Source organism: Erythrobacter sp. S43, assembly GCF_057364955.1.
On record NZ_CP200285.1, the window covers coordinates 2,704,585 to 2,729,170 of the forward strand.

The window sequence follows — 24,586 nt, forward strand, 5'->3', positions numbered from 1 at the left end:
TGTCCGCAATTCATGGCGCCCGCAATTTCATCGAACAATCTTCTGGTTATCTGGCACAGCCGCACCGGAGCCAGTGAAGGCATGGCCCGAGCGGCTGCGGAAGCGTCAAACGCCGTTCTGCTGCCGGCGGAGGATTTGACCGAAAAGCAGGCTCTTTCTGCCGGTGGCTATCTCTTCGTTTGCCCGGAAAACCTGGCCAGCATGAGCGGTATGATGAAAGAGATGTTTGATCGTCTCTATTACCCATTGCTGGGGCAAATTGAGGGGCGGCCTTACGCGTCAATCATCGCGGCAGGATCGGATGGGCAGGGCGCGCAGAGGCAGCTCGACCGTATCGCGACCGGATGGCGTTTGCGAAGAGTCGCTGACCCCGTAATCTTCAACTTTAATGCGCAAAGCCCAGAGCGCATATTGGCAGACAAGGTTATTCCGGATAACGTCCTGAAAGATTGCCGGGATTTAGGAAATGGCTTTGCCGAAGGCATTGCTATGGGAGTCTTCTAGTGACTCTCGGGTCTATTGAGCCGAAGCCTGGGAAGAGGACTCGACGGGGACCTACAATCGCGTCACAGTCTATGCCGCTCGGGTCGCGCTGAGAAAGGCTTTCAGAGGGGGTCTTTGAGGATCGAAGACGCGCCGCATCTTGGCACCGGCGGGGTGTATCTGCTGTTTGCAAGTGGCAAACGGCCTGATCGTGCTGCGATAAAGAAGTTTGTCAGCGAGCAAGACAGAGTGAGTATCGTTCACGATCCTCTTTATCCGGCCCCTCTCTCAGTATCAGCAGACCAAAAGCCCGGCGCTAGTCATCAACCTGCCCTGCAAGCACGGCAGGTGGAACAATCGTGGTTCGAACTCCTTCGTGACGGCCTTACGTTCGACTTGATCGGGCTGGCTGAAGGAATTCCATGTAATCCACCGAAGGCGGAGGATCTGTTCGATTTGGAGGATGCGCCCGGCGAGACTACCGGCGAAGCTCTGTATTTGACACCGGGCTCGCATTTGACCGGTGGAGAGGCGACATTTCCGGTGACTAAGGGGCTCTTGGCCTTGGCCCGCGATCTTATACATCATTTCGATGAGCTTCAGGCCGTGGCTTGGCCCCCGGCCAAAAGTGCAATTGGGCGACGGTACTTTGAGTCGATTGTCACGGCGTGGCTCGAAGGCGGGCCGTTTCCGGCGATCGGCCTCATGGCATTTCACTCGGCTGTCGATGGCGCATTGGAAAGCATTGGTCTCGACTTCTGGATCGGACAGGAATTGCGGATTGAGCCGCCTCTTTCTGCCGACAAGGTGGTCGCTACCCGCCTTGCTAGCCGGATTATCAATCAATTGGTGCTGATCGGAGGTCTTGAGGAAAGCGAGCGTATGATAGCGCCAGAAGGGACGCGGTTGATCATGCGGCCCTCTGCCAATCGCAAGTTCATTCGCGTTTCGCACGAGTAAGAATGGCGCGGGGGGATCAGCAAAGTATCGGCCCATCCCGCATGCCCGTAACGCAGCGGTCGCGCGCCGCCATACCATTTCGTCAGGTTAATCGGCGGGGTTCTCCTGACCACGATCCAGGCTTGCAACGGCACCATATTCTGCCGCGTCAGATCTTAGGGCGCAGATGCTTTGGTTCCATGTTCGAGCAGATCGGCCGAAGCTCGGTCGGGTTTGATGACTTTCGTGCCAACGGCCTATTGCTGCCTGCGACCACGGAAGCAACCTATCGCACCGGGATGCCACTGCATCGCGGGCCACACCGGCAGTATAACGAGCTTGTAATCGAGCGTGTTGGGCGCGTTGAAGATCACTGGTCTCAGACTCGTCTAACCGATCCAGAGCGTGCCTTTGTCGAGGCATTGCTGAGGCTTCGGTTGCTTCAGTCAGCCCTTAGACGGAGGCTCCTCAGCGCGCGCCGTCGACTATTGCTGAACCGCAAAGACCCGTTTGGGACAGGCTTCGATTTTACCGAGCTTGACGCAATGGCAGAGAAACTTTGGAACGCGACCTAAGCGCGCGCTCCGCTTAGTCAGTCAACCCAGCTGGCGTAGTTAGACTTCGCCAGAAGCGCAGCCTTTGCCGAATGGTATTCGCGTTCAAACCGCCCGACCATGTCCTCGACCGTGCCGACACTCTTGACTGCGCCAATCCCTTGACCCGAGCCCCAGATGTCTTTCCACGCTTTGGCTTTGGTGTTGCCGCCGCTGCCGAAATTCATCTTAGATGGATCACTTTCCGGAAGGTTCTCTGGGTCAAGTCCTGCGTTTTCGATCGATGACCGTAGATAGTTACCGTGCACGCCAGTGAAGAGGTTCGAATACACGATGCCTTCCGCTGAGCCTTCGACAATACCTTGCTTATAGCCTTGATCAGCATTGGCTTCCTCGGTCGCGATGAAGGCACTGCCCGCATAACCGAAGTCCGCGCCCATCGCTTGCGCTGCCAGGATCGAGGCACCGTTGGCGATAGAGCCGGAAAGCGCCACTAGACCGTCAAACCACTCGCGGATCTCCTGCATCAGCGCGAAAGGCGACTGTGTTCCCGCATGACCGCCAGCACCGGCAGCAACCGGGATCAGGCCGTCGGCACCTTTCTCGATCGCCTTGTTGGCGAAGCGGTTGTTGATGACATCATGCATCGTCACGCCGCCCCAATTGCGTACGGCATCGAAGATCTCGGTGCGAGCACCAAGTGAGGTGATGATCAGCGGCACTTGCCACTTCTCGCAAGTCGCCATGTCCTGCATCACGCGATCGTTTGATTTGTGGACGATCTGGTTCACCGCGAACGGCGCCGCCGGACGATCCGGGTTCTCGCGGTTGTGCTTGGCCAGCTCCTCGGTGATCTGGTGCAGCCACTCGTCCAGCAACGATTGCGGACGTGCATTCAGTGCGGGGAAGCTTCCCACAATCCCGGCTTTACACTGCGCAATTACCAGCTCTGGTCCGGAAACGATGAACAGTGGCGAACCGATCAGCGGCAGGCGCATACGGTCAAACGGGGCGGGAAGGGTCATGCATCTCTCCGGTGAGTATTTGTGATTTCGGTTGCTGTTAAAGACCTAACTTGCGTCAGGCAAGCAGGTCCTCAACGCGGTAGAACCGTGCCGCGTTCCCGGCATAGAGCGCAGCCTTCTCATCTGCGCTTGCATCCGCCGTTATCCGCTTGAACGCATTCCACAGAACCGGATAGGTCGCGCCCCACCGATCGACGGGGTAGTTGCTCTCAAACATCGCGCGATCGGTGCCGAAGGCTTCGATGCATGTCACGATATATGGCTTCCACATACGTGCGAGGTCTTCCGAGCCGATGCCCGCAGCTGGCCCTTCGGTAGGCATGTCGCAATTGTGCATGGCTAGACCGCCCAGCTTCACCACCACATTCTCGCACTTGCCAAGTTCGATGATGCTGGCGCGCCATGTGTCGAAGCGTTCTTCCAACCTGCCAGCATAGCTCGCATTGCCCAGTGGAGTGCCGCAGTGGTCAACGCAGATGGGCGTGTCAGGGAAGGCGCGGGCGAGGTCGATCACATCGCCAATCTGCGGTTCCAATACCCACGCATCGAAGCTCATCCCGCGTTTGCCCAGTTCGGCGAAACCTTCGCGGAAGGTCGCGTCTTTGTAGAGCTCTGGCGGAGCATGGAACGGAGGGCCGAGAACCTCAGGATCGGCGTCCCAGGCACCCTGATGGCGGATGCCACGGAACCGTGCAGAGGCGGCTTGCAAAGCGTCGAGCACTTCACCTGCAGCTGCACCTTGGAGCAGGTCTGCGTGTCCCACGATCCCGGCGCAGAGCCGCGCATTGCCATAGAGGCCGCTGGCCGACTGTGCGGCAACGCCATCTACGAACTCGACCTCGCCCACGACCTTCAACGCCTCGCCATAGCCCGCATTGTAGAACGCACCGCATTCCATGAAGACAGTGCCGATGACGTTGTGGCCGCTCTCGCTTACCTCGGCGTTAAACTGGTCGAACGTGTAGTGCGCAACCGGAACCAGTGTTTCGATGAAGCGGTGCCGGGGCTCTGGGAACATCGGCAGCATTGGCCGCAAGTCCCAAAGGTGATGATGCGGGTCAATGATGGGTAGATCGGGTTCCAGAATCGCTTCGGTCATGCGGTGCTCTCTCCTCAACTCATCGCTGGCCTAGCACGCTTGAAACAGTTGACACACTGTTCAGGAGCAAAAAAGCGCAGGCTTGCATTGCGGCCGTCGGATCGGTTGGGGAGGGCGAGAAATTAGGTGTCACATAGCTGCGTTAGCGGCAGCGCATAGAGTAGGAAACGTATCGCGTCAGCTCACCGCACGGCGATACAAATGCCATGTCGCGTGGCCCAGGACCGGCAATGCCACCAGCAGTCCCAGGAAAGCCGGGATGAGCGCAACGAACAAAACCGCAGCGATAACAAAAGCCCATGCGAGCATCACGAAGGTGTTGGCGCGCACGGTGAGAAGGCTCGAGATGATCGCGCGTGGAAAGCTCACTTCGCGGTCAACCAGCATCGGCAGGCTAATGACCGTCATCGCATAGAATGCAAAGGCCATCACCGCGCCAATCGCGGAGCCCACTCCCAGCATGGTGAGGCCGGTTTGCGTGGTGAGGAATTCCCACGTCTCGGAGCCCGATCCGCCTTCCGCCATAAAGATCGCAACCACGGCATGCGCGACGATCATCCAGAAGCCGAATGCGACAAACACGATCACGCCCATGCTCATTATTTGCTCGTCACCGCGACCGCGCAGCGCGCCGAGAATGGCGGCCCAAGTGCGTTGCTCACCGGACTCTCTCCGTCGGCTCGCTTCGTACAGACCAACCGCAACAAACGGAGCGATCAGTGGGAAGCCAGCGGTCGCGGGAATGAGAAGGCTGGTGTAGCCGGCGACCAGCGCGAAATAGCCCAGTGCAATGCCAGTGAGCACATAGACCCCGCCAAAGAACAGGCCGTATTGCGGCATGGCCAGAAAATCGCGCCACCCGTCAGCGAGCGCCGAACCGAGATCACGAAGCGTCAGATCATCCGCCACAATCGGGCGCGGCGGTTTTGCTCTCAGGTCCTGCTGTTTGCCCGTGGCCATCGGCGCGTCTCCCCTCCCAAGGATACACGCCTTGTACCACGCCGATCAGCGCGCCTCTTTGCGCTGAATCAAATACGGGCCTCACAACGGAGGCTCGTCTCCAGCTTTGCGAAGGCTATCTAAATACTTCTTAAAGCTGGCTTTTCCTCGAACATCGTCAAAATCTGTATCTGCATCAATTGCATCTGGGCCTGTATGTGGAATCAACGCGATCGAATGACTTAGTCGCAGGTGTTTCAAAGCCAGTGTGACTTTGCCTTCTAATCCGTACGTGCAGGCGATGTTATACTCGATACGAGCTCTGGTTTCGGGGGCACCAGCAAAATTCAACCCATCATCGAACAGCTTCAAAAGAGCATTATAAGCCGTTCTTGCTTCCTGTTGTTTGCCAAGGTGTGAAAGTGCATCACCCTTGTTAGTCATCAACTTTACGCGAATGCGTTTGGCATCCTCTTCCGGCAAGGACTCTATCAGTTTAAGGCCATCTTCTGTCACTGACAGGCTATCGTTGTATTCCTTGAGCCGGTTGTAGGTGATTACAAGATTGTTGAAAATCTTTGCGAGCTGATATCGCACATTACGATCATCAGATTTCTCGAATGTGTCTCGCCCCGTTTCGAATACCTTTGTAGCAGCTTCGTGTTTACCAAGATAATAGAGGGCGGTGCCTTGGTAGAAGTATCCAGCAGCTTGAATGCGTGCATCGCTTTTGTGACTGACCATATCATTTGCGAGATCACGGACGCTTTCGTATCTCTTTTCTGCTAGGCGCTTTGTCTGGAGCGTTAAGAAATCCGAATAGGATAAATCGCGAGCATCTTTCGCACCGATATCCGCTGAAAGCATTGATAGCTTCAGCTGCTCATCTGGAGAGAGCGCTCGCTGCGTTGCGACCAGTTCCATCATTCGATCTAAGAATTCGTCTTTTGGACCGGGCTTTGAAACGTCCGTAATTCTTGAGACAGCTCCGGATAACTCTCTGGAGATATCTCCTCGCAGTTCACTTTTGAGCTGCTGCAATTCACGGCGCATCCGCATCAATTCGGCTGAGGCTTCAGCAACGGCGGCCTCTTTGGTTCTTAGAGCAAAGAAGATAACAATCACTGTCATCAGAGCTCCAAAGAAGCCCATCGCAATCCCTAAATGGGTTAGCGCCATTTCACTGGCGGCTTGGCTTTGCTCTTCACGGAAAGATGAAAGAAGCAACTGCAATGACTTTTCATCAATCGGCACCGCTGCCGTTTGGGTAGCCGGATCTGCTGTCGCCTTTGTTGCAACGATGTCTTGCTGTTCCAACGCAGAGTTGTCTTGCGCTATTAACGGTTCAGAATGAAGTGTAATGATCACAAGAAGGGTCGCAGCACAGATCACTCCGATCCAAAGAATAGGAGCATATAAAGCGCACCAAGCTCGAAGTTCTTCTCGTCCCATGTTTGCCCCCGTAACGAATTATTCGCTCTGACTAAGGGGGTATTCAAAACTCAGAACAGTCTTTCAACCCCTATTTTTTGGATATGACCTCTGAATTCGCCGCACTCAACACCGCTCGCACGCTGGCGGTGGCGACATCTACGTCGATCCCGCATCCCCAGATGATCCGGTCGCCCGATTGGCACATCAGATATGCTGCGGCACGCGCATCACGGCCTGTGCCCATCGCGTGTTCGGAATAATCGAGCACTTTGATGTCGAGGTCGAACGCCCCTTCTAGGGTGCTGACGACGCTTGAAATCAGACCGTTGCCTCGCCCTGAAACGCTCTGTTCTCCGCCTTCGACTGCGATTTTGCCAGCAAAGATGCGCGTGCCATCGGCGGCGCGGCTTTCCTCGTAATCGACCAGTTGGAAATGCTTGTCCTCAGTCTGCACATGGTAAGTCGCTTTGAATGCATCCCAGATGTCGGCAGCGTTTAACTCACGGCCCAGCTCGTCTGCCATGCGTTGCACGGCTTTAGAGAAATCGGCTTGCATCTTTTTGGGCAGTTTGAGGCCCTGATCCTGCTCCAGAACCCATGCGAAGCCGCCTTTGCCCGATTGCGAATTGACTCGGATGACGGCTTCATAGTCGCGGCCAAGGTCTGCCGGGTCGATGGGCAAGTAGGGGATGCGCCAGCCTTCGTCATTCTGGCTCTCGCGCGATTCAAAGCCTTTCTTGATCGCGTCTTGGTGGCTTCCGGAGAATGCAGTGAAAACCAGCTCGCCGCCATAAGGATGGCGTTCATGCACCGGCAGATCGTTGCAGTATTCGACGGTCTCGATCACGCGGTCGATGTCGCTGAAGTCGAGGCCCGAGTCGATGCCTTGCGTGTACATGTTGAGCGCGACTGTCACGAGGCAGCAATTGCCGGTGCGCTCGCCATTGCCGAACAGACAGCCTTCCACCCGGTCGGCGCCCGCCATCATGCCCAGCTCTGCCGCCGCGACACCCGTGCCGCGATCGTTGTGGGTGTGGAGCGAGATCACCGCCGCATCGCGGTTGGGCAGGTTGCGGCAGAAATATTCGATCTGGTCGGCGTAGATATTGGGCGTCGCCGCCTCGACAGTAGCGGGCAGGTTGAGGATGATCGGGCGTTCAGGGGTAGGAGCAAGCACCTCCATCACCGCTTCACAAACCTCTATGCTGAAATCCAATTCGGCGGTTGAGAATGTCTCGGGCGAGTACTGGAAATGCCAGTCGGTGTCGGGACGCTTCGCCGCCTCATCGCGCAAGACCTTGGCACCGGCGACTGCGATTTCGCGCACTTCATCCTTCGTCATCCGGAACACGATGTCGCGCCATGCCGGGCTGACCGCGTTGTAGAGGTGAACAATCGCCGCCCGCGCGCCTTCGAGGCTGTCGAAGCTTGTCCGGATCAGGTCTTCGCGGCTTTGCGTCAGCACCTGAACGATCACATCGTCAGGGATGGCATCGGATTTAACGAGGCCGGAAATGAAGTCGAACTCTGTAGCGCCCGCGCTAGGGAAGCCGACCTCAATCTCTTTCACGCCCACTTCGACCAACATGTCGAAGAAGCGCTTCTTCTTCACGCTGTCCATCGGATCGATGATCGATTGGTTGCCATCGCGTAGATCTGTGGAGAGCCAGCGGGGCGGGGCGGTGATAGTGCGCGAAGGCCATTGGCGGTCCGTGATGGGGACCTGCGGAAAAGCGCGATATTTGCGGGAAGGGTCGGTGAGCATTGGCATCGAAGGAAGCTTTCTTACGGAAGGCTTTGGAAAGTCTTGGCGGCTGATCCCTTGAGCGTCAGGCCGCGTCTATCCGCACGCAGCCAATCACGCCCAAGGGCGCGTAAGTCGTAGAAGAAGGCCGGTGTACCGTTGCATCGTGGGGCAAGTCTTCGCCGATTATCCAACCGGACGCAAGGGGCGGTTTACTCGCAATGGGCGAAAAATATCGGGTGTGTCACCAATTGCTGTAACCTTTGCATCAGCCAGCGCGAAATGGCTGATGTGACCGGCAATCAGGCAGCCGGTTCAACAGTTCAATTTGGAGGATACCCCTATGAAGAAGTCTCTATTTGCAATCGCCCTAATGGCCACTGTCGCAGCTTGTGGCGCTCCGGCTGAAGAAACCGCCGGCACCGACGCAATGGCTGAAGCCACCGAAGTCGCGCTCTACAAAGATCTTGGCGGCGAAGCCTCAGGCCCGATCTACACCAAGACCCGCGGTGACACGCTGGCGGTGCGCGGCTTTGACGTGGTCAGCTATCAGATCGGCGAAGGTGTTCCGGTTGAAGGCACCGAAGAATTCACCGTCCGCTACGAAGGTTTTGATTACCGCTTCGCCAACGAAGACAACGCCAAAGCGTTTATCGAAGACCCCGCCAAATATGCTCCTGCCTATGGTGGATATTGCGCATGGGCGATCGGCGCCAATGACGCGCTCGCTGAAGGCGATCCGGAAGTCTACGAAATCGTCGACGGCAAACTGTACCTGAACTTCAACAAGAGCGTTCAGGAGCGTTGGGAAAAGGATATCCCGGGCTTCATCGCCAAGGGTGACACCAACTACCCGACCCACTCGCCGGACGAGCACTACACCGGCAGCTAACGTCTGAGAAGCTAACCCCGAAGCCCCGTCGCTGGCCTTGTTGCTGGCGGCGGGGTTTGGCTTTTAGGATTATCTCAACCGCAACGCGCGTCGCGGATGATGTTCTGGCTGTCGAGCATCATGTTGAGGCGCGGATTGGTGGGGTCCGGGTTGATGAACTCGTTCCCGCCAAACGGCACGAAACGCACTTCGCTTGCGTTCTCGGCAGCATTGGCGACTTCGGTCTGGGTCGCCGCATCGGCGAGTTTTCCGATGAAGTTGCCAACCAGATGCGCGCTGCAAGCAGTGTTCGGATCGGTTTGAGTGCCAGGCGTCATCGGGCCGGGCGCGGCGCCGGGTAACGGCGTGGCGACTGTCGGCGAAACTGTTCCTTGTGCCGCAGGTTGCTTCGTTCCGGAGCCTATTCGCGACGCGAAGTCATCAGCGCTTTCTTCCGAAGCGGGAGTTCCGCAGGCGGAGAGTACGAGCGCGGCAACAGTCGCGATGGCATAGGTCTTCATAGCGGTCCTCGAAACGCGCAAATATCAGTCGCGCAAAAGCGCTACTTGGGTTTCCGTTTCATGACAATGTGCGAGGGCGGATGCGCTCTTTCGTGAGCTGTTTGACATCGGTCACCCCCATCAAGCGCATCCCGCGCTCGATTTCGTCCTTGAGGATACCCAGCGCGCGTTCCACACCGTCCTGACCTGCGGCGGCGAGGGCATAGAGGTACAGCCTTCCGCCAGATGCAGCGGTTGCACCGCTGGCGAGGGCTTTGAGAACATGGGTTCCGCGCCGGACGCCGCCATCGCAAATGATCTCGATCTCACCGCCCACCGCATCGACGATTTCGGCCAATTGATCGAACGGGCTGCGTGAGCCATCGAGCTGCCGACCACCGTGATCTCGAGATCATGATCGCATCCGCACCAATCTCGACCGCGCGCCGCGCGTCGTTGGCACTCATCACGCCTTTCAGCACGAAGGTGCCGCCCCATTGCTCACGGATTGCGGCGGCGGTGGACCAGTCCATCGAGGTATCAAGCATCGTGTTGAAATACTCGGCGATGCTAACCGCCTTGCTTGACCCCTCGGTCACATGCGTATCGAGATTGGGGAGGCGGAATCTCTCGCGGAACAGGTAATCCAGCGTCCAGCGCGGGCGGGTGGCATAGGACCATACGCTGGAGGGGGTGAAGCGGGGCGGGGTGGTGAAGCCGGATCTCAGGCACCGTTCGCGCTTTCCCGAAACAATCGTGTCAACGGTAAGCGCCAAGGCATCGAAGCCCGCCGCCTGGCACCGCTCGATCATGTTTGTGTTCAGCGCTTTGTCTTTGTGGACGTAGAGCTGGAACAGTTTCGGCCCACTGGTGAGCGCGGCGATCTCTTCGATGCTGCGCGTAGCGAGGCTGGAGATGCCGAACCACAGGCCGAACTTCTCCGCCGCTTTTGCCACCGCCGTTTCGCCCTGCCAATGGAACGCGCGTTGAACGGCGGTGGGAGAGAGCATCAGAGGCAGCGCGCTCTCACGCCCTAGTATGGTGAAACTGGTATCAATCGTCTCCACACTGGCGAGGACATCAGGCACCAGATCAACCATGTCATAGGCTGCGGTGTTACGCGCCTTGGTCAGCTCGTCATCCGCAGCGCCATCGATGTAGTCGAACACGGGGAAGGGGAGCCGTGCTTTCGCCAGCTTTCGGAAGTCGTCGATGTTGTGACAGTCGCTGAGTTTCATCGCGAGAACGGCTCTGGCCGATTGCGCCAAACCTGTCGAGTGCGCACGGTTTGGAACGGCGCTCACGAAAAATGTGAAACTTTTTTCGCACCAGGTGTCACCAAATACGATTTCCTTGCGAACCCCCTGATGTGCGCGGCCATTCGCAGTATTCCGGGCTTCCCCCGCCAGTCCCCTGCTGGCAAACCCCTGACGACCCCGCCCGGATTGCTGACGAATGGCCGCCGCACAAATCCCGTGAAGGGATGAAAGCAGGAGACCCCCTAATGCAATTCAAGACTCTTATCCTTGCCGCAGCAGCGCTCGCCGCGCCGCTGGCGGTGACCTCGCCAGCCGTCGCCGATGGCGGTGTGTTTGTTGGCGTCCAAGGCGGGAACATCGCTGTCAGCGGATACGACACCGTTAGCTATTTCCAAGGCAATGGCGTGCCCGTCCTGGGCAGTGCGAAATACGCCGTGATGCATGACGGCGCAGAGTTCCGTTTTTCGAGCCAAGCCAACGCCGATTTGTTCAAAGCGGATCCGGATGCCTATGCCCCGCAATATGGCGGCCACTGCGCATGGGCGATGAGCCGTGGTTCACTCGCACCGGGTGATGCCACGCTTTACAAAATCGTTGATGGCAAACTGTACCTGAACTTCAATGAAGGCGTTCAGCAGACCTGGCTGAAAGACATTCCGGGTTTCATCGCAAAATCTGATCCGGCCTGGGCGAAAATCCCGGACGGCAAGAAATTCGGCGACTGAGCTGACATTCGCTCTTCGCGTCACTGTTTGGTGCCCCGGCAACATACCTGACCCCTGACACCCGCCGGGGCACCAATCCTAATCAAGATAGAAATTCGAGAGGAACTCTTTGATGTCGAACCTCACCCCAAAGAAAACATCGTTTGCCAAGATGATGATGGTCGCAGGCGGTCTTGCCGTGGCCACGGCTGGCGTTCCGGCGATGGCGGACGAACCGTGCGGGCCAAGTGGTTATTCCGGCAGTTCGAGCAGCTGGGCTAAAAAGCGCGCAGAAGCCCGGGCTGAACGCAAGGCACGCAAACAAAAACGCGAAGCGGCCTGTGCGGCAGCAGCATGCGCGGCCGCAGCTTGTGCGGCATCAGCATGTGCAGCGGCTTGCTACGCGTCGGCATGCGAAGCCGCCTGTGATGCCAGCGCATGCGAAGCAAACGCGTGTGCCGCTGCAGGTTGCGAGCCTGCTTGTGAAGGAACCGCTTGCGATGCCGCGGGTTGTGCAGCGGAAGGCTGCGAAGCGGTATCATGTGAAGCTGGAGCTTGCGCGCCGAGTGCCTGATGGCGCGCTTCTTGGGGGTGTGGCTGGAGTGGTTGTCCTCCGACCTGCTTCGGTCACACCTTCCTTGAACCAAATGCGTCAGCAGGCACTCACTGTCTGGCGCGCCCGCGCGTTCAATTCAGCGCGGCTGTATTCTTCGGCAATTGCACCGGGCGGGCACGGCTTAAAGTCTGGGTCTTGTTCCAGACACCCTTCGCCGCAAATCTGGATCGCCTTCTGCGCGGCGGCGTCAATGCGCCAGAAGCGTCCGCCGGGAGTCGAGACATAGCCATCGCTGCCCGACGCAATATCGCTCTCGATATCAATGTCCGATGGGACTTCGCTGTCATAGTTGCGGTCGAAAGACCCATGCGTGTGAAAGCTGGCTATTGGCCCCATGCCGGGCTCATCGAAAAATGTGATGTCACAGCTCGCAACATCGCCTTCCCGAATAGGCGTGGTGCCCAGATTGCCATCGCTGTCTTCGAAGATAATCGCGCACAGCTCTTTATCGCTGGCAAAGGAGCGCTGCTGTAATGCGCCCAGCTGCTGCTTGGCGTAAGCTTGCACTTCCTCTTGGGGCACGGTGAACACAAAGTCCTCCGGCCCCTTCACATTGAGGAATGCCCGCGCAACGATCACCACAAACGCTACAGCGCAAAGGCCGTATATCACTCGTAGTGTGGTGGGATTTTCAACCATTGCTGCGCGAGCAATCGCCTTAGTTCTTTTCCTTGTCCACCAACTTGTTGGCGCCGATCCATGGCATCATGGCACGCAGCTCTGATCCGGTCTTCTCGATCGGATGAGCTTCGGCACGTTTGCGGGCAGCTTTCAACTCGGGCTGACCGGCGCGGTTATCGAGAACGAAGTTCTTCACGAAACGGCCCGACTGGATGTCGTCCAGCACGCGCTTCATTTCAGCCTTGGTCTCATCGGTGATGATACGCGGGCCGGTGGTGATGTCGCCATATTCGGCGGTGTTCGAGATCGAATAGCGCATGTTCGCGATGCCGCCTTCATACAGCAGATCGACGATCAGTTTGGTCTCATGCAGACACTCGAAATATGCCATTTCAGGCGCGTATCCGGCTTCGGTCAGGGTTTCAAAGCCTGCCTGGATCAAGTGGGTGATCCCGCCACACAGAACCGCCTGCTCACCGAACAGATCGGTCTCGCATTCTTCGCGGAAGTTGGTTTCGATGATGCCACTGCGGCCGCCGCCGACACCGCTTGCATAGGCAAGGGCGGTTTCTTTGGCGCTGCCGCTGGCATCCTGATGCACCGCGATCAGGCAGGGAACGCCGCCGCCACGCTGATACTCGCTGCGCACCGTGTGGCCGGGGCCCTTGGGAGCGATCATGATGACGTCAATATCGGCTTGCGCTTCGATCAGGCCGAAGTGGATGTTGAGCCCGTGGGCGAAAGCGAGCGCGCTGCCCGGCTTCATCTTGCCGTGAACATCGTCCGCATAGATCGCCGCCTGATGCTCGTCCGGGGCGAGGATCATCAGCACGTCGGCCCAAGCGGCCGCATCCGAATTCGACATGACCTTAAAGCCCGCATCTTCGGCTTTTTTGGCGCTGGATGAGCCTTCGCGCAGAGCAATGGCCACTTCACCAACGCCGCTGTCGCGCAGGTTCTGCGCATGGGCATGGCCTTGCGAGCCATAGCCAAGCACGGCGATCTTCTTCGATTTGATGAGGCCGAGGTCAGCGTCGGCGTCGTAATAGACTTTCATGGGGTTTCCCTATTGCTCTGTAATATCGTGTGATTGGGTTCAGGCGCCGTCTGCGCCGCGCATCATGCCCACCACGCCCGAACGGCCCACGCTTTTGAGGCCGAGGTCACGCATGAGTGCGATGAAACTGTCAATTTTGTCCGGCGCTCCGGTGAGTTCGAACACAAAACTCTCGGTGGTGGTGTCAACCACATTGGCGCGGAAGACTTCGGCGATACGCAAGGCTTCTACCCGCTTGTCGCCCGTGCCAGCGACCTTGATCAGAGCAAGCTCGCGTTCGACATGTGGGCCAGCCTGCGTGAGGTCGATCACTTTGTGAACCGGCACCAGACGGTCCAGCTGCGCTTCGATTTGGTCGATCACCTGCGGCGGGCCGTTGGTGACAATGGTGATGCGGCTGACGGCATGGTCATCCGAAATATCGGCCACGGTCAGGCTGTCGATGTTATAGCCGCGCGCGGTGAACAGGCCGGTGATCTTGGCGAGAATGCCCGGCTCGTTATCAACGGTGATGGTAAGAACATGCCGCTCGGTCGCGGCGCTTTTGATTTTCATTAAACTAGCGCCTTCGCTTCGTCGTCCATCGTACCGTCGTGATGATCACCATACAGCAGCATTTCGGTATGTGCAGCGCCGGATGGGATCATCGGCAGGCAATTGGCGTCCTGCGCTACCAGACAATCGACGATCACCGGACCATCATGGTCGAGCATGCGCATGATGCCATCGTCGAGCTCGCTTTCCTCGTGGATGCGAATACCCTTCCAGCCATAGGCCTCGGCCAGCTTCACAAAGTCTGGCAGACTGTCCGAATAGGAGTTCGAGTAGCGGCTCTCATAGGTCAGTTCCTGCCACTGGCGGACCATGCCCATATACTCGTTGTTGAGGATGAAGATCTTGACCGGCAGGCGATACTGGCTCGCAGTGCCAAGCTCCTGAATGTTCATCTGGATACTTGCCTCACCGGCAATATCGATCACCAGCGCATCGGGATTACCAAGCTGCGCGCCGATGGCTGCGGGCATACCGTAACCCATAGTGCCGAGTCCGCCTGAGGTAAGCCACTTATTCGGATCATCGAACCCGAAATATTGCGCCGCCCACATCTGGTGCTGGCCAACTTCGGTGGAGATGATCGGCTTGCGCTCATGGGTGAGGGCGTGGAGCCGCTCGACCGCCTTTTGCGGCATGATCATGCCGGGGTTCTTCTTCGATTTCTCGGGATAGGCGAGGCATTCGCGCGCGCGCCAACCGGCGATGCGAGCCTTCCATTCGCCCAGATCCTGTGCCTTGCGATCACCCCATGCCGCAACGAGCTGTTCGAGCACGACACGGCAATCGCCGATGATGCCAAGGTCAACGGGCACGTTCTTGTTGATCGAGCTGCGGTCGATATCGATGTGGATCTTCTTGCTGTCGGGCGAGAACGCATCGAGGCGACCGGTCACACGGTCATCAAATCGCGCGCCGATGCAGACCATCACGTCGCAGCGGTTCATCGCCATATTGGCTTCGTAGGTGCCGTGCATGCCCAGCATACCTAGCCAATCGGGATGCGTGCTGGGGAAGGCGCCAAGGCCCATCAACGTCGAGGTAACGGGCGCGCCGGTGATATCCTGCAACTGACGCAGCATCTCGCTCGCTTCTGGACCCGCATTGATCACCCCGCCACCCGTGTAGAGGATCGGGCACTCGGCGGCCTCGATCATCTCAATGGCTTCAATGATCTGCTCTGCCGGTGCCGCCATTTGCGGGGCATAGCGGTGCGCCGCCGTTAGCTTGGCCGCGTTGCGCTTGGAAGGGACAGCAATCTGCACATCCTTTGGGATGTCGATCACGACCGGACCGGGGCGACCCGTCGTGGCAATGCGAAACGCCTCTTCTATGGTCGCGGCGAGGTCCGCCGGATCTTTCACTAGATAGTTATGCTTGGTGCAGTGGCGGGTGATGCCGATTGTGTCGGCTTCCTGAAACGCATCGGTGCCGATCAGCGCGGTCGGAACCTGACCGGTGATGACGACCATCGGGATCGAATCCATCCACGCATCCGCGATGCCGGTGACTGCGTTGGTTGCACCCGGGCCAGAGGTGACGAGAACCACGCCCGGCTTCCCTGTTGCGCGGGCATAACCTTCCGCCGCATGCGCCGCACCTGCTTCGTGCCGCACGAGGATGTGGCGAATACGCTCATCGCCAAACAGCTCGTCATAGATCGGCAGAACCGCGCCGCCCGGATAACCGAACACGAATTCGACACCCTGATCGACAAGGCACTGGGTCAGAATGGCAGCACCAGATTTCTGGGCCAAGGGAACTCTCCAAAAACTCAATTCGGGCCAAGGGGTGGCCGCTAATAAAAAAGCCTGACGCGGGACATTCGCATCAGGCCGACCGGGACACTTATCAGGAAACGTCCTAGATCAACCTGCACCTCTTACTACTAGTACGATAGGCATGAAACCGTGTCCTTTTGTCACTTCGTTGACCGTCCGTTTAAGGCCACTATCTATCGTGTCAACGCTTAATTTTGTAATAAAGATGCAAAATTACTCTCAATATCGACATTTTGAGATTCAACTCGCGTCCAACTGGGCGGTGTCTGCCGGCGGAACCAAGTGAATTGCCGTTTGGCGTAGTTGCGCGTGGCCTGTGCGCCGCGCTCGATCATTTCCTCGCGGGTGATCTCTTTGCGCAGGAAGGTTGCGACTTCAGGTACACCGATGGCGCGCATGACGGGAAGGGCAGGATCAAGGCCGCGCGCCAGCAATGCTTCGACTTCCTCGATGGCTCCGCTGTCCAGCATGATTTCGAACCGGCGATCACAACGCTCATAAAGCCATTCACGATCGGGCAGCATGACCACTGCAGTAAGGTCAATGTCTTCTTCGATGCCGCCCGTCTTGGCCAATTGCCATTCGGCGAGCTTGGTCCCGGTGGAGCGCTTGACTTCCAACGCGCGGGCGATGCGCTGTGTGTCGCCCGGTTCAAGCTCGGCGGCGCGCTCAGGGTCTTCGACCATTAACGCCGCGTAAGCCGCTTCGGTGGGAAGGGCGCGCACCACCGCGCGGATCTCGGGGTCGATTTCTGGGATGGGGGCAATGCCTTCGAGCAGCACCTTCATATACATGCCGGTGCCGCCGACTAGCACGGGCAGGGCTCCGGATTCCTGCGCGACTTCAATCTCGGACTTCGCGCGCTTGGCCCAATCTGCCGCTGAACACGCATGGGCGCCATCCCACTCACCATACAGAACGTGAGGCACTGCGGCGGTCTCTTCCACGCTGGGTGCCGCCGACAAAACCGGAATGTCGCTATAGACCTGCATGCTGTCGGCGTTGATGATCCAGGTTGCTTTTCCACGGTCGGCGCGCGCTGCGGCGAGATCGAGCGCAACCTTGCTCTTGCCGCTGGCGGTTGGCCCTGCGATGAGCGCGACCTGTTTTGACGATGGAGATAAATCGGTGCTCATAGCGCGCTTGATAGCAGACCAGCCCGATTGGGAAACACGGCTTGATGCCATGAGCTCCCAGCTTAGCCATTCAGAGGTCTTGAGCAGTGATGTTTCGGCGGAGCTGATCGATGCGGATGCTGGCGTGCTGGAGCTGGGTTTCGCGGATGACGAGCCGCGGATAGCTCTGAACGCAATTGAAGCGCACTTTGGAGCCTGTGACGCGGTGGCGAGCAACCATGGCTTTGCGGTGCCGCAGCTGTTCGTATCCGACATGGATTCCACCATGATCGGACAGGAATGCATCGACGAACTGGCCGACTATGCGGGCCTTAAAGACAAGATCGCAGACATCACTGAGCGCGCCATGCAGGGCGAGCTCGACTTCGAAAGCGCGCTGCGTGAGCGGGTCGGGCTGCTCGCTGGGCTGGATGAGAACGCGATTGATCGTTGCTTGGCAGAGCGGATCAGGCCGACGCCGGGTGCAGAAGCCTTGGTTCGCACGCTCAAGGCAAAGGGCACCCGGTGTGTCTTGGTAACAGGGGGCTTCCATCATTTCGGAGACCGAGTGGCTGAGTGGCTTGGGTTCGACCGGGTGGTCGGTAATCGCCTTTCGGTGTCGGACGGCAAACTGACCGGTGGGCTAGACGGGCCTATCTCAGACGCAGGCACCAAGCTTTCGGTGCTGCAAGAGGAAGCTGCCAAGTTAGGCGAGGGCGCGCATGTCCTTTCAAGCGGTGACGGCGCGAACGACATCCCGATCCTTGAGGCGGCGACTTACGGCTTTGCATACCGGGCCAAGCCGAAGGCACGCGACGCGGCGAACGGTCGCATCGACCACGGCGATCTGACCGGCATTCTCTCGCTTCTAGGCATCCCACGCCATGATTGGGTTACAGGTTGAGAGAAAATAGGTCTTGATTTGCTACCGGAATACGTTATTTACACAAATGTAAGTAACGGGCGCTAGAGCAGCGCCATATCCCTCGAAGAGAAGCTCGCATTATGACCCAAGCCGCTGATTATTCGCAGATGTTTGCCGCCGACGGAACCGTCCTGCGCCATCCCGATCGCCCTACGCCGCGCTACAACCCGCTGCGCGCGATCAAGAATTTTCAGCTGCTTATGAAGGACAAAGAAGACACCAGCCTGGTGTTCAAGATCTTCGAATCGCTCCCTAACAAGAGCTTCATGCCGCGTGTCGAGGGTCTTATGTTCTCCAAGCAAGGCGAATTCCTGCGCTCGAGTGAACCAAGCCTTCCTGAGATCCTCGATGATCACGCGTCGCTTCGCAGAACGCCCAAGGGCAGCCTCGCGCACGCCTATTGCGACTTTATGGAAAGCGAAGGGCTGACCGCAGCAGGTCTGGTCGCTGAGGCTGAAAGCCTTGGCCGCCCGAAACATGACGACCTGGTGCAGTGGTTCGCCGACCGTTCGCGCGACACACATGATCTGTTCCACGTGCTGACCGGCTACGGCCGCGATGCTCTGGGTGAGCAGTGCGTGCTGCTCTTCACTCATGGTCAGTCGCCCAGTCAGGGGCACTTGCTGATCGGTTATGCCGGTGCGGCGAACATCAAGAAGATGGCTTGGGGGAGCAAGGCGCCGATCATGGGCGCGGTCAATCAGGCGCGTCGCACGGGTAAGGGCGCACCGCGTCTGATCGAACAGCCAATCCGTGAATTGCTCGCTCAACCTTTTGACGAAGTGCGCGCCAAGCTGCGCATTCCTGAGCCGTCCAAGTACAATGACTGCCACCGCATCTGGCGCGAAGAAGGGATCGACCCCTATGATATGCTCGCCAGTGAGAAGGCTAGCGATGAAGGCATGGCTGCGGCCTGATCCGAAAGGCTAGAGCCAGCTCGTGATCTGGCTCAGCGGCTTTTTCTTTAGGGCATGGGCGGGGACGGTTGCGTCTTTTGTGGGGCGGCCGACCACTACAATCATCAGCGGCTTTTCCCACTCGGGCCGTTCGCATGCCTCGCGCAGGAAACCCATGGGTGAGGGCGTGTGCGTCAGCGTGGCCAAACCCGCTTCGTGCAGTGTTGCAATCAGCATCCCGCAGGCAATGCCTACGCTCTCATTGACGTAGTAATTCTGCGTCTTGCCATCTTCCTCGATCCCGCCCTTACGCTGCGCAAACACGACGATCAGGTACGGGGCGGTTTCCAGAAATGGCTTGTCGGCATCGGTACCCAGATCGTTTAGAGCGTCGAGCCATTCCTCGCTCGCCTTCGCCTTGTCTCCATCTTCGCCGTAGAACCGGCGTTCCTCCGCTTCGGCTGCTTCACGGATCGCGCGCTTCTTCTCTGCCGATTCCACGATGGCGAAATGCCATGGTTGATGGTTGGCGCCGTTGGGGGCTGTGCCAGCCGCTTCGACCGCCGCTTCGATAACCTCTCGCGGGACGGGCTCGTCCGAAAAGTAACGGCACGTGCGTCTTTCGCGCAGCTTGTCGCGCATGGCAGTCGCGCGCGCGATGGCCTCGTGATCGGGCAGGGCCTCAAACGAATAGGGTACGGTTTCGTGATCTCGCATGAATACCCTTTGGCGAGGACGGCGGAATAAGGGAAGGGTTACGTAAGGGAATATCGACTAGACAATGAACTGACACAAATGTAGGTTGCAAATAACGAACCTAATTTGAGTCGCTCTGGGAGGGCACGATGGCAGTTATTGATCTTCCGCTGGTCGCAAATGATCGCGATCTGTCGAGCTTTCGCCCGATCAAGGCGCTGCGTCACTTCCGCAATCTGGTCGCTGACAAAGAAGACACCAAAGAGGTGTTCTTCATTATCGAGGCGCTGAAAGGCCGCAAGATCTTCGATCAGGCCAAAAGCTTCATCACCAGTCAGACTGCACGGGATTTCATCGCGAAAGAGGAAGCGCTTCCCATCGCCGACATGCTCGACGATCACACGCGTTGGGCCGATTGCGCGCCAAACAGTGTGGCTCAGCATTACATGCGCTTTATGAAGCGCGAAGGGCTGACCGCGAACGGTCTGGTTGATGAGAGTTACGACTGGAGCCCGCGTGAAAGCCGCCCGGCCGATCAGCTGGAGTGGTACTTCAATCGCCTGCGCGACACGCATGATCTGTTCCACGTTCTCACTACCTATGGCCGTGATGCCTTGGGTGAGGCGGCACTGCTTGGCTTCAGCTTTGAACAAAACCACAATCTCGGTGTGAAGTTCATCGCCTATGCCGGGGCGCGCCAGATCAAGAAGACAACCGAAACCAAGGCGCCGCTCTATGATGCGATCCGCGAGGGCCGCAAGCTGGGCAAGGCTGCCGTAAAGCTCGCGCATATGGATGTCGAAAAAGTGATGCGCAGCGACATCGGTGAAGTGCGCGCGAATATGAACATCGGCGTGCCGGTGGTCTATCGCGAGTGTCTCAAAATCCTCGAAGCCGAGGGCTGGGCCGAGGAAAACCTCGGTCTCGACAACGTTCAGGCTGCCTGATCACCAATCCGTGCGGTTACCCGCCACAACATTGCAAGCGAAGCGTAGCCCAGGATCGCAGCCAGCAGGAACGGCGCGCCGGGGAAATAGAGTCCTTCGGCGTCAGCGAAATATCCGAACGTCGCGGTCATAATGACCGGCCCGATGATGCTGGTGATGCTCATTGTGGAGGCGACTGCACCTTGCAACTCGCCCTGTGCGTCCTCTGAAATCCGTTCGCTCATCATCTGCTGGATTGCGGGGAAGGTAATGCCAGCGACTGTTCCCACGACAATGGCAAGCACGATCATCCAGCTGCCGACTGCAAAGGCCGAAATCAGATAAGACGGTAATCCAAGCAGAAGACCGAAAGTCGCTGTGCGTTTGGCGCCGATGCGTTTGATCATCACGCCGGTCAGCCCGGCCTGACTGACGACAAGCAACACGCCATACAACGTCGCGCCAAGCCCGATATCGAGCTCGCTCCACTCGAACCGGAAACGCACGTAGTACGACCACACGGCCATTGTCGCTTGCGCCGCCATCTGGAGCAGGAAGATCACGCCGAGAAAGCCGAGCACAATGGGGGTCTTTGCCATCTGGATAATGGTCCCGAGTGGATTGGCCCGTTCTATCGAGAACGGCCGACGGCGGTCTTGGGGGAGGGTTTCGCGTAGCATAAAGAAGCCAAACACGGTCCCGACGATCGCCAGTGCCGCTGCTGCGAAAAACGGGGCGCGCACCGAGTATTCGCCCAGAACTCCGCCTATTGCTGGTCCTACTACGAAACCGAACGCGCCCGCTCCGCCCAGAATGCCGAATAATTTGCCACGATCTTCCGGCCCGGCGACGTCTGCGACGCAGGAATTGGCTGCGGCCCAGCTGGCGCCCATAATCCCCGAGATGATACGGCCCACAAACAGCCACCAGAGATCGGGCGCGAGCGCCATGATGATATAGTCGATCCCTAGCAGGAACAGAGTGATTAGCAGGATCGGTCTGCGCCCATACTGATCAGAAAGTCCTCCAATCACCGGCGCAAACAGGAATTGCATCAACGCATATGCAAAGAGCAGCCACCCGCCGATGCCCGCTGTTTGGTCTTCGGCAAGCCCTGTCATGCTTTCGAGCAGCGCGGGCATTACTGGCACGATCAAGCCGATCCCCATCATGTCGACAAACACGATGAAGGCGACAAATCCGAACGTGGACTTGTTGATCCCTTGGCCAGATTCTCCTGTCATTTCACAGTGTTTGCATCACGCAATCGCCATAGTCGACTGCCAAATGCCACAAAGCCCCAACTGCAAATGCGCGCGCCCACCAGCGCGGAATAGCGAGCATCGCTAGGTAGATCAGAGCCGCTTCCCAGTCGTGCAGCAGGTGAAAGCCGATGCTGCACCGGTTGGGGTCAAAGATCGGATCGGCGAGCAGGTGGTCGAGGTCGATGAGATTGGCGCCCGCGATCACCAAACCCGCCTGCCACCAGCGTCCCCGCCAAATAAGCCAACCAATGACAAACGGGACGAACCAATGCCCGCCGTAATGGAGAACGTGTTGGAGCAGGTCAGCCAATCAAGCCGGCCGTCACTGCTCCATCCAGTCGCGGAAGAAGCTCTCATGCGCCGCGCTCAGCGCGCTGAGTGGCTGGCCGAGAAGACTGTCTCCCCCGACTGTGCCGATACGATGGAAGCCGACCATTTCGGCTTCGTCGATGTCGGGTCCTTCTGCAACGATGCGGTTGAAAGCTTCAGCGTTATTGGGCGAGACCGTGATGACATAGCGCGCCTGATCTTCACCGAACCACCATTGTGCGGCGGTGTAGCCTTCATAGCCATCGACCAGCTCCGCGCCGATGCCACCCGACATCGCCATCTCGGCTAACGCAACAGCGAGACCACCATCGGACAGGTCATGGACTGCCGAAAGAAGGCCTTCTCCGATCAGCTTGCGCACAATCTGTCCTGCGCCAATTTCTGCGGCGAGGTTGACCGGCGGTGCGCGACCTTCGTCGCGGCCTTTGACCACATCGAGCCACATTGACTTGCCGAGGTGCGACCGGGTTGGATCAGGCTTGGCCCAGAATTCCGGAGCGAGCAGGTAGATCGCATCGCCTTGTGCCTTGAAAGCGGGCGTTACCATCTTCGAGGCATCGTCGATCACACCGACGCCGCCAATCGCAGGGGTGGGCAGGATCGCGGAGCCGCCGCCGGTTGCCTTGCTTTCATTGTAGAGTGAGACGTTGCCCGAAACGATCGGGAACTCAAGCGCGCGGCAGGCATCACCCATGCCTTCAAGCGCATGGACGAATTGCGCCATGATCTCGGGCCGCTGCGGGTTGGCGAAGTTGAGGCAGTTGGTCACGGCCAATGGCTTCGCACCTACGGCGCACAGGTTGCGGTACGCCTCGGCAATCGCTTGTTTCCCGCCTTCATATGGGTCGGCATAGACATAGCGCGGGGTGCAATCGGTGCTCATCGCCAAAGCGCGGTTGGTGCCGTGAATGCGCACCACCGATGCATCGCCACCGGTTTGCAGAGTGTCGGCCATCACCTGGCTATCATATTGCTCGGCAATCCAGCGGCGCGAGGCAAGGTTCGGGCTGGCGAGCATTTTGACGAGGTTTGCGCCCGGATCATCGCTGTCAGGCACATCCTTCATCGGCGCAATGCCTGCCCAATCCGCATATTCCTCTTTCGAGAGGTAAGGGCGGTCATATTCGGGGGCATCGGCAGCGAGCGGGCCGAGCGGAATGTCACACACGACCTCGCCATCAAATTCGAGCACCATGTGGCGCGTATCGGTCACTTCACCAATAACCGCAAAATCGAGTTCCCACTTCTCGAAGATCGCTGCGGCCATGTCCTCTTTGCCGGGTTTCAAGACCATGAGCATGCGCTCCTGGCTCTCGCTCAGCATCATTTCGTATGGCGTCATGCCTTCTTCGCGGCACGGCACTTTGTTCATGTCGAGCCGGATGCCCGCTTTGCCATTGGTCGCCATTTCGACACTGGAGGAAGTCAGACCCGCCGCGCCCATATCTTGAATTGCGACGATCGCATCGGTCGCCATCAATTCAAGGCATGCCTCGATCAGCAGTTTCTCTGTGAACGGGTCGCCCACTTGCACTGTGGGACGCTTGGCTTCTGCGTCTTCCTCGAAGTCCGCGGACGCCATGGTTGCGCCGTGGATACCGTCACGACCGGTCTTGGAGCCGACATAGACAATCGGATTCCCGACGCCGGTGGCTGCCGAATAGAAGATTTTGTCCTGATCCGCGACGCCGACATTCATCGCGTTGACGAGGATGTTGCCGTCATAGGCCGGATGGAAGTTTGTCTCTCCGCCAATGGTCGGCACGCCCACGCAATTGCCATATCCGCCGATGCCCGCAACCACGCCCTGCACCAGATGCTTCATCTTCGGATGGTCAGGGCGGCCAAAACGCAGCGCGTTCATATTCGCCACCGGGCGCGCGCCCATGGTGAAAACATCGCGCAGGATGCCGCCAACGCCCGTCGCCGCGCCCTGATAGGGTTCGATGTAAGACGGGTGGTTGTGGCTCTCCATCTTGAATATGGCGGCGAGCTTCTGCCCATCTGGCCCATCACCGATGTCGATCACGCCCGCATTCTCACCGGGGCCACAGATGACCCATGGCGCCTCGGTCGGCAGTTTCTTCAGATGCAAGCGCGATGATTTGTAAGAGCAGTGCTCTGACCACATCACCGAGAAGATGCCGAGTTCGACCAGATTGGGTTCGCGACCAAGGCCGCTGAGCACGCGCTCATATTCCTCTGGCGAAAGACCGTGTTGTTCAACGATTTCAGGGGTGATTTCACTCATGCGC

At 58.3% G+C, this 24,586-nt stretch carries 25 protein-coding genes; 8 read left to right on the forward strand and 17 right to left on the reverse strand.

Features of this window, described 5'->3' with window-relative positions; genetic code table 11:
* Window positions 1–12: 12 nt before the first annotated feature.
* The 3 genes from AC0V6K_RS13350 to AC0V6K_RS13360 all read left to right on the forward strand — a co-directional run bounded on the left by AC0V6K_RS13350 (window position 13) and on the right by AC0V6K_RS13360 (window position 1,997).
* On the forward strand, window positions 13–504 hold the full coding sequence (locus AC0V6K_RS13350; RefSeq protein WP_472623021.1) for an NAD(P)H-dependent oxidoreductase: 492 nt from the start codon (window positions 13–15) through the stop codon (window positions 502–504).
* Window positions 505–618: 114 nt separating this feature from the next.
* Entirely contained in the window at window positions 619–1,443 is an 825-nt protein-coding gene (locus AC0V6K_RS13355) for a hypothetical protein (protein WP_472623023.1), read from the forward strand.
* A 41-nt stretch (window positions 1,444–1,484) separates the two neighbouring features.
* Window positions 1,485–1,997, forward strand: coding sequence for an AHH domain-containing protein (locus AC0V6K_RS13360; RefSeq protein ID WP_486172663.1), 513 nt, complete (start codon window positions 1,485–1,487; stop codon window positions 1,995–1,997).
* A gap of 17 nt (window positions 1,998–2,014) precedes the next feature.
* Here the strand turns inward: AC0V6K_RS13360 and AC0V6K_RS13365 are convergent, their stop codons facing one another.
* From AC0V6K_RS13365 to leuA, 5 genes are all read right to left on the reverse strand, one after another.
* A complete protein-coding gene (locus tag AC0V6K_RS13365) occupies window positions 2,015–3,001 on the reverse strand; it encodes an NAD(P)H-dependent flavin oxidoreductase (protein ID WP_472623027.1) in 987 nt (328 codons plus the stop codon).
* A 55-nt stretch (window positions 3,002–3,056) separates the two neighbouring features.
* Window positions 3,057–4,100: an amidohydrolase family protein gene (locus tag AC0V6K_RS13370; RefSeq protein ID WP_472623029.1), complete on the reverse strand. Its 1,044-nt coding sequence runs from the start codon at window positions 4,098–4,100 to the stop codon at window positions 3,057–3,059.
* Between the two features lie 177 nt (window positions 4,101–4,277).
* Window positions 4,278–5,060, reverse strand: a complete 783-nt coding sequence (locus AC0V6K_RS13375) for a DUF2189 domain-containing protein (protein ID WP_472623031.1) — start codon at window positions 5,058–5,060, stop codon at window positions 4,278–4,280.
* Between the two features lie 81 nt (window positions 5,061–5,141).
* Window positions 5,142–6,407 (reverse strand): TPR end-of-group domain-containing protein, encoded by a 1,266-nt coding sequence (locus AC0V6K_RS13380; protein ID WP_472623033.1) that lies wholly within the window; start codon window positions 6,405–6,407, stop codon window positions 5,142–5,144.
* A gap of 154 nt (window positions 6,408–6,561) precedes the next feature.
* Window positions 6,562–8,244 carry a 2-isopropylmalate synthase gene (gene leuA / locus AC0V6K_RS13385; protein ID WP_472623035.1) on the reverse strand — a complete coding sequence of 561 codons (1,683 nt, stop codon included), beginning with the start codon at window positions 8,242–8,244 and terminating at the stop codon, window positions 6,562–6,564.
* Between the two features lie 316 nt (window positions 8,245–8,560).
* Between leuA and AC0V6K_RS13390 the strand changes: the two genes are divergently transcribed.
* A complete protein-coding gene (locus tag AC0V6K_RS13390; protein WP_486172664.1) occupies window positions 8,561–9,109 on the forward strand; it encodes a YHS domain-containing (seleno)protein in 549 nt (182 codons plus the stop codon).
* A 74-nt stretch (window positions 9,110–9,183) separates the two neighbouring features.
* Here the strand turns inward: AC0V6K_RS13390 and AC0V6K_RS13395 are convergent, their stop codons facing one another.
* The 3 genes from AC0V6K_RS13395 to AC0V6K_RS13405 are packed head-to-tail and all read right to left on the reverse strand — an operon-like array spanning window position 9,184 to window position 10,826.
* Window positions 9,184–9,609, reverse strand: coding sequence for a hypothetical protein (locus tag AC0V6K_RS13395; protein WP_472623039.1), 426 nt, complete (start codon window positions 9,607–9,609; stop codon window positions 9,184–9,186).
* Window positions 9,610–9,667: 58 nt separating this feature from the next.
* On the reverse strand, window positions 9,668–9,946 hold the full coding sequence (locus AC0V6K_RS13400) for an alpha-hydroxy-acid oxidizing protein (RefSeq protein ID WP_472623041.1): 279 nt from the start codon (window positions 9,944–9,946) through the stop codon (window positions 9,668–9,670).
* Window positions 9,915–10,826, reverse strand: coding sequence for an alpha-hydroxy acid oxidase (locus AC0V6K_RS13405; RefSeq protein ID WP_486172665.1), 912 nt, complete (start codon window positions 10,824–10,826; stop codon window positions 9,915–9,917). The genes AC0V6K_RS13400 and AC0V6K_RS13405 overlap by 32 nt, the downstream gene beginning before the upstream one ends.
* Before the next feature lie 266 nt (window positions 10,827–11,092).
* On the opposite strand from AC0V6K_RS13405, the gene AC0V6K_RS13410 reads away from it, so the two are divergent.
* A complete protein-coding gene (locus tag AC0V6K_RS13410; protein WP_472623045.1) occupies window positions 11,093–11,572 on the forward strand; it encodes a YHS domain-containing (seleno)protein in 480 nt (159 codons plus the stop codon).
* Window positions 11,573–12,203: 631 nt separating this feature from the next.
* Here the strand turns inward: AC0V6K_RS13410 and AC0V6K_RS13415 are convergent.
* The 5 genes from AC0V6K_RS13415 to miaA form a co-directional block, all read right to left on the reverse strand.
* The gene (locus AC0V6K_RS13415; protein WP_472623047.1) at window positions 12,204–12,806 is read right to left on the reverse strand and encodes a DUF4329 domain-containing protein; all 603 of its coding nucleotides are present in this window, start codon (window positions 12,804–12,806) and stop codon (window positions 12,204–12,206) included.
* Between the two features lie 19 nt (window positions 12,807–12,825).
* Window positions 12,826–13,845 carry a ketol-acid reductoisomerase gene (ilvC, locus tag AC0V6K_RS13420; protein ID WP_472623049.1) on the reverse strand — a complete coding sequence of 340 codons (1,020 nt, stop codon included), beginning with the start codon at window positions 13,843–13,845 and terminating at the stop codon, window positions 12,826–12,828.
* Window positions 13,846–13,884: 39 nt separating this feature from the next.
* Window positions 13,885–14,400: an acetolactate synthase small subunit gene (gene ilvN / locus AC0V6K_RS13425; protein WP_472623051.1), complete on the reverse strand. Its 516-nt coding sequence runs from the start codon at window positions 14,398–14,400 to the stop codon at window positions 13,885–13,887.
* Window positions 14,400–16,154: a biosynthetic-type acetolactate synthase large subunit gene (gene ilvB, locus AC0V6K_RS13430; protein ID WP_472623053.1), complete on the reverse strand. Its 1,755-nt coding sequence runs from the start codon at window positions 16,152–16,154 to the stop codon at window positions 14,400–14,402. Before ilvB ends, ilvN begins: the two co-directional genes overlap by 1 nt.
* A 212-nt stretch (window positions 16,155–16,366) precedes the next feature.
* Entirely contained in the window at window positions 16,367–17,314 is a 948-nt protein-coding gene (miaA, locus tag AC0V6K_RS13435) for a tRNA (adenosine(37)-N6)-dimethylallyltransferase MiaA (RefSeq protein ID WP_472623055.1), read from the reverse strand.
* Here miaA and serB point away from each other — a divergent pair.
* Window positions 17,307–18,197 (forward strand): phosphoserine phosphatase SerB, encoded by an 891-nt coding sequence (serB, locus tag AC0V6K_RS13440; protein WP_486172666.1) that lies wholly within the window; start codon window positions 17,307–17,309, stop codon window positions 18,195–18,197. The two genes, miaA and serB, sit on opposite strands and share 8 nt — an antisense overlap.
* Window positions 18,198–18,298: 101 nt before the next feature.
* Complete coding sequence (locus AC0V6K_RS13445; RefSeq protein WP_472623059.1) at window positions 18,299–19,135, forward strand: Coq4 family protein; 837 nt, start codon at window positions 18,299–18,301, stop codon at window positions 19,133–19,135.
* Between the two features lie 9 nt (window positions 19,136–19,144).
* On the opposite strand, the gene AC0V6K_RS13450 is transcribed toward AC0V6K_RS13445, so the two are convergent.
* The gene (locus tag AC0V6K_RS13450) at window positions 19,145–19,831 is read right to left on the reverse strand and encodes a nitroreductase family protein (RefSeq protein WP_472623061.1); all 687 of its coding nucleotides are present in this window, start codon (window positions 19,829–19,831) and stop codon (window positions 19,145–19,147) included.
* Between the two features lie 128 nt (window positions 19,832–19,959).
* On the opposite strand from AC0V6K_RS13450, the gene AC0V6K_RS13455 reads away from it, so the two are divergent.
* Window positions 19,960–20,757, forward strand: coding sequence for a Coq4 family protein (locus AC0V6K_RS13455; protein WP_472623063.1), 798 nt, complete (start codon window positions 19,960–19,962; stop codon window positions 20,755–20,757).
* Here AC0V6K_RS13455 and AC0V6K_RS13460 read toward each other — a convergent pair.
* Genes AC0V6K_RS13460 through purL form a run of 3 tightly spaced genes read right to left on the reverse strand, consistent with a single transcriptional unit; the run spans window position 20,745 to window position 24,582 of the window.
* Complete coding sequence (locus tag AC0V6K_RS13460; protein ID WP_472623065.1) at window positions 20,745–21,980, reverse strand: TCR/Tet family MFS transporter; 1,236 nt, start codon at window positions 21,978–21,980, stop codon at window positions 20,745–20,747. The genes AC0V6K_RS13455 and AC0V6K_RS13460 overlap by 13 nt on opposite strands.
* 1 nt (window position 21,981) lies before the next feature.
* On the reverse strand, window positions 21,982–22,311 hold the full coding sequence (locus AC0V6K_RS13465; protein WP_472623067.1) for a DUF6122 family protein: 330 nt from the start codon (window positions 22,309–22,311) through the stop codon (window positions 21,982–21,984).
* A 12-nt stretch (window positions 22,312–22,323) separates the two neighbouring features.
* Window positions 22,324–24,582 (reverse strand): phosphoribosylformylglycinamidine synthase subunit PurL, encoded by a 2,259-nt coding sequence (purL, locus tag AC0V6K_RS13470; RefSeq protein ID WP_472623069.1) that lies wholly within the window; start codon window positions 24,580–24,582, stop codon window positions 22,324–22,326.
* Window positions 24,583–24,586 lie beyond the last annotated feature (4 nt).

Excerpts from the sequence above, each read along its gene's own strand:
- AC0V6K_RS13360 (WP_486172663.1), top strand. The coding sequence starts at position 1,485 with ATGCCCGTAACGCAGCGGTCGCGCGCCGCCATACCATTTCGTCAGGTT.
- AC0V6K_RS13390 (WP_486172664.1), top strand. The coding sequence starts at position 8,561 with ATGAAGAAGTCTCTATTTGCAATCGCCCTAATGGCCACTGTCGCAGCT.
- purL (WP_472623069.1), bottom strand. The coding sequence starts at position 24,582 with ATGAGTGAAATCACCCCTGAAATCGTTGAACAACACGGTCTTTCGCCA.
- AC0V6K_RS13350 (WP_472623021.1), top strand. The coding sequence starts at position 13 with ATGGCGCCCGCAATTTCATCGAACAATCTTCTGGTTATCTGGCACAGC.
- AC0V6K_RS13415 (WP_472623047.1), bottom strand. The coding sequence starts at position 12,806 with ATGGTTGAAAATCCCACCACACTACGAGTGATATACGGCCTTTGCGCT.
- AC0V6K_RS13455 (WP_472623063.1), top strand. The coding sequence starts at position 19,960 with ATGGCAGTTATTGATCTTCCGCTGGTCGCAAATGATCGCGATCTGTCG.
- AC0V6K_RS13395 (WP_472623039.1), bottom strand. The coding sequence starts at position 9,609 with ATGAAGACCTATGCCATCGCGACTGTTGCCGCGCTCGTACTCTCCGCC.
- AC0V6K_RS13370 (WP_472623029.1), bottom strand. The coding sequence starts at position 4,100 with ATGACCGAAGCGATTCTGGAACCCGATCTACCCATCATTGACCCGCAT.
- miaA (WP_472623055.1), bottom strand. The coding sequence starts at position 17,314 with ATGAGCACCGATTTATCTCCATCGTCAAAACAGGTCGCGCTCATCGCA.
- AC0V6K_RS13365 (WP_472623027.1), bottom strand. The coding sequence starts at position 3,001 with ATGACCCTTCCCGCCCCGTTTGACCGTATGCGCCTGCCGCTGATCGGT.
- AC0V6K_RS13375 (WP_472623031.1), bottom strand. The coding sequence starts at position 5,060 with ATGGCCACGGGCAAACAGCAGGACCTGAGAGCAAAACCGCCGCGCCCG.
- AC0V6K_RS13445 (WP_472623059.1), top strand. The coding sequence starts at position 18,299 with ATGACCCAAGCCGCTGATTATTCGCAGATGTTTGCCGCCGACGGAACC.
- leuA (WP_472623035.1), bottom strand. The coding sequence starts at position 8,244 with ATGCCAATGCTCACCGACCCTTCCCGCAAATATCGCGCTTTTCCGCAG.
- AC0V6K_RS13450 (WP_472623061.1), bottom strand. The coding sequence starts at position 19,831 with ATGCGAGATCACGAAACCGTACCCTATTCGTTTGAGGCCCTGCCCGAT.
- ilvN (WP_472623051.1), bottom strand. The coding sequence starts at position 14,400 with ATGAAAATCAAAAGCGCCGCGACCGAGCGGCATGTTCTTACCATCACC.
- AC0V6K_RS13410 (WP_472623045.1), top strand. The coding sequence starts at position 11,093 with ATGCAATTCAAGACTCTTATCCTTGCCGCAGCAGCGCTCGCCGCGCCG.
- AC0V6K_RS13460 (WP_472623065.1), bottom strand. The coding sequence starts at position 21,980 with ATGACAGGAGAATCTGGCCAAGGGATCAACAAGTCCACGTTCGGATTT.
- ilvC (WP_472623049.1), bottom strand. The coding sequence starts at position 13,845 with ATGAAAGTCTATTACGACGCCGACGCTGACCTCGGCCTCATCAAATCG.
- AC0V6K_RS13405 (WP_486172665.1), bottom strand. The coding sequence starts at position 10,826 with ATGAAACTCAGCGACTGTCACAACATCGACGACTTCCGAAAGCTGGCG.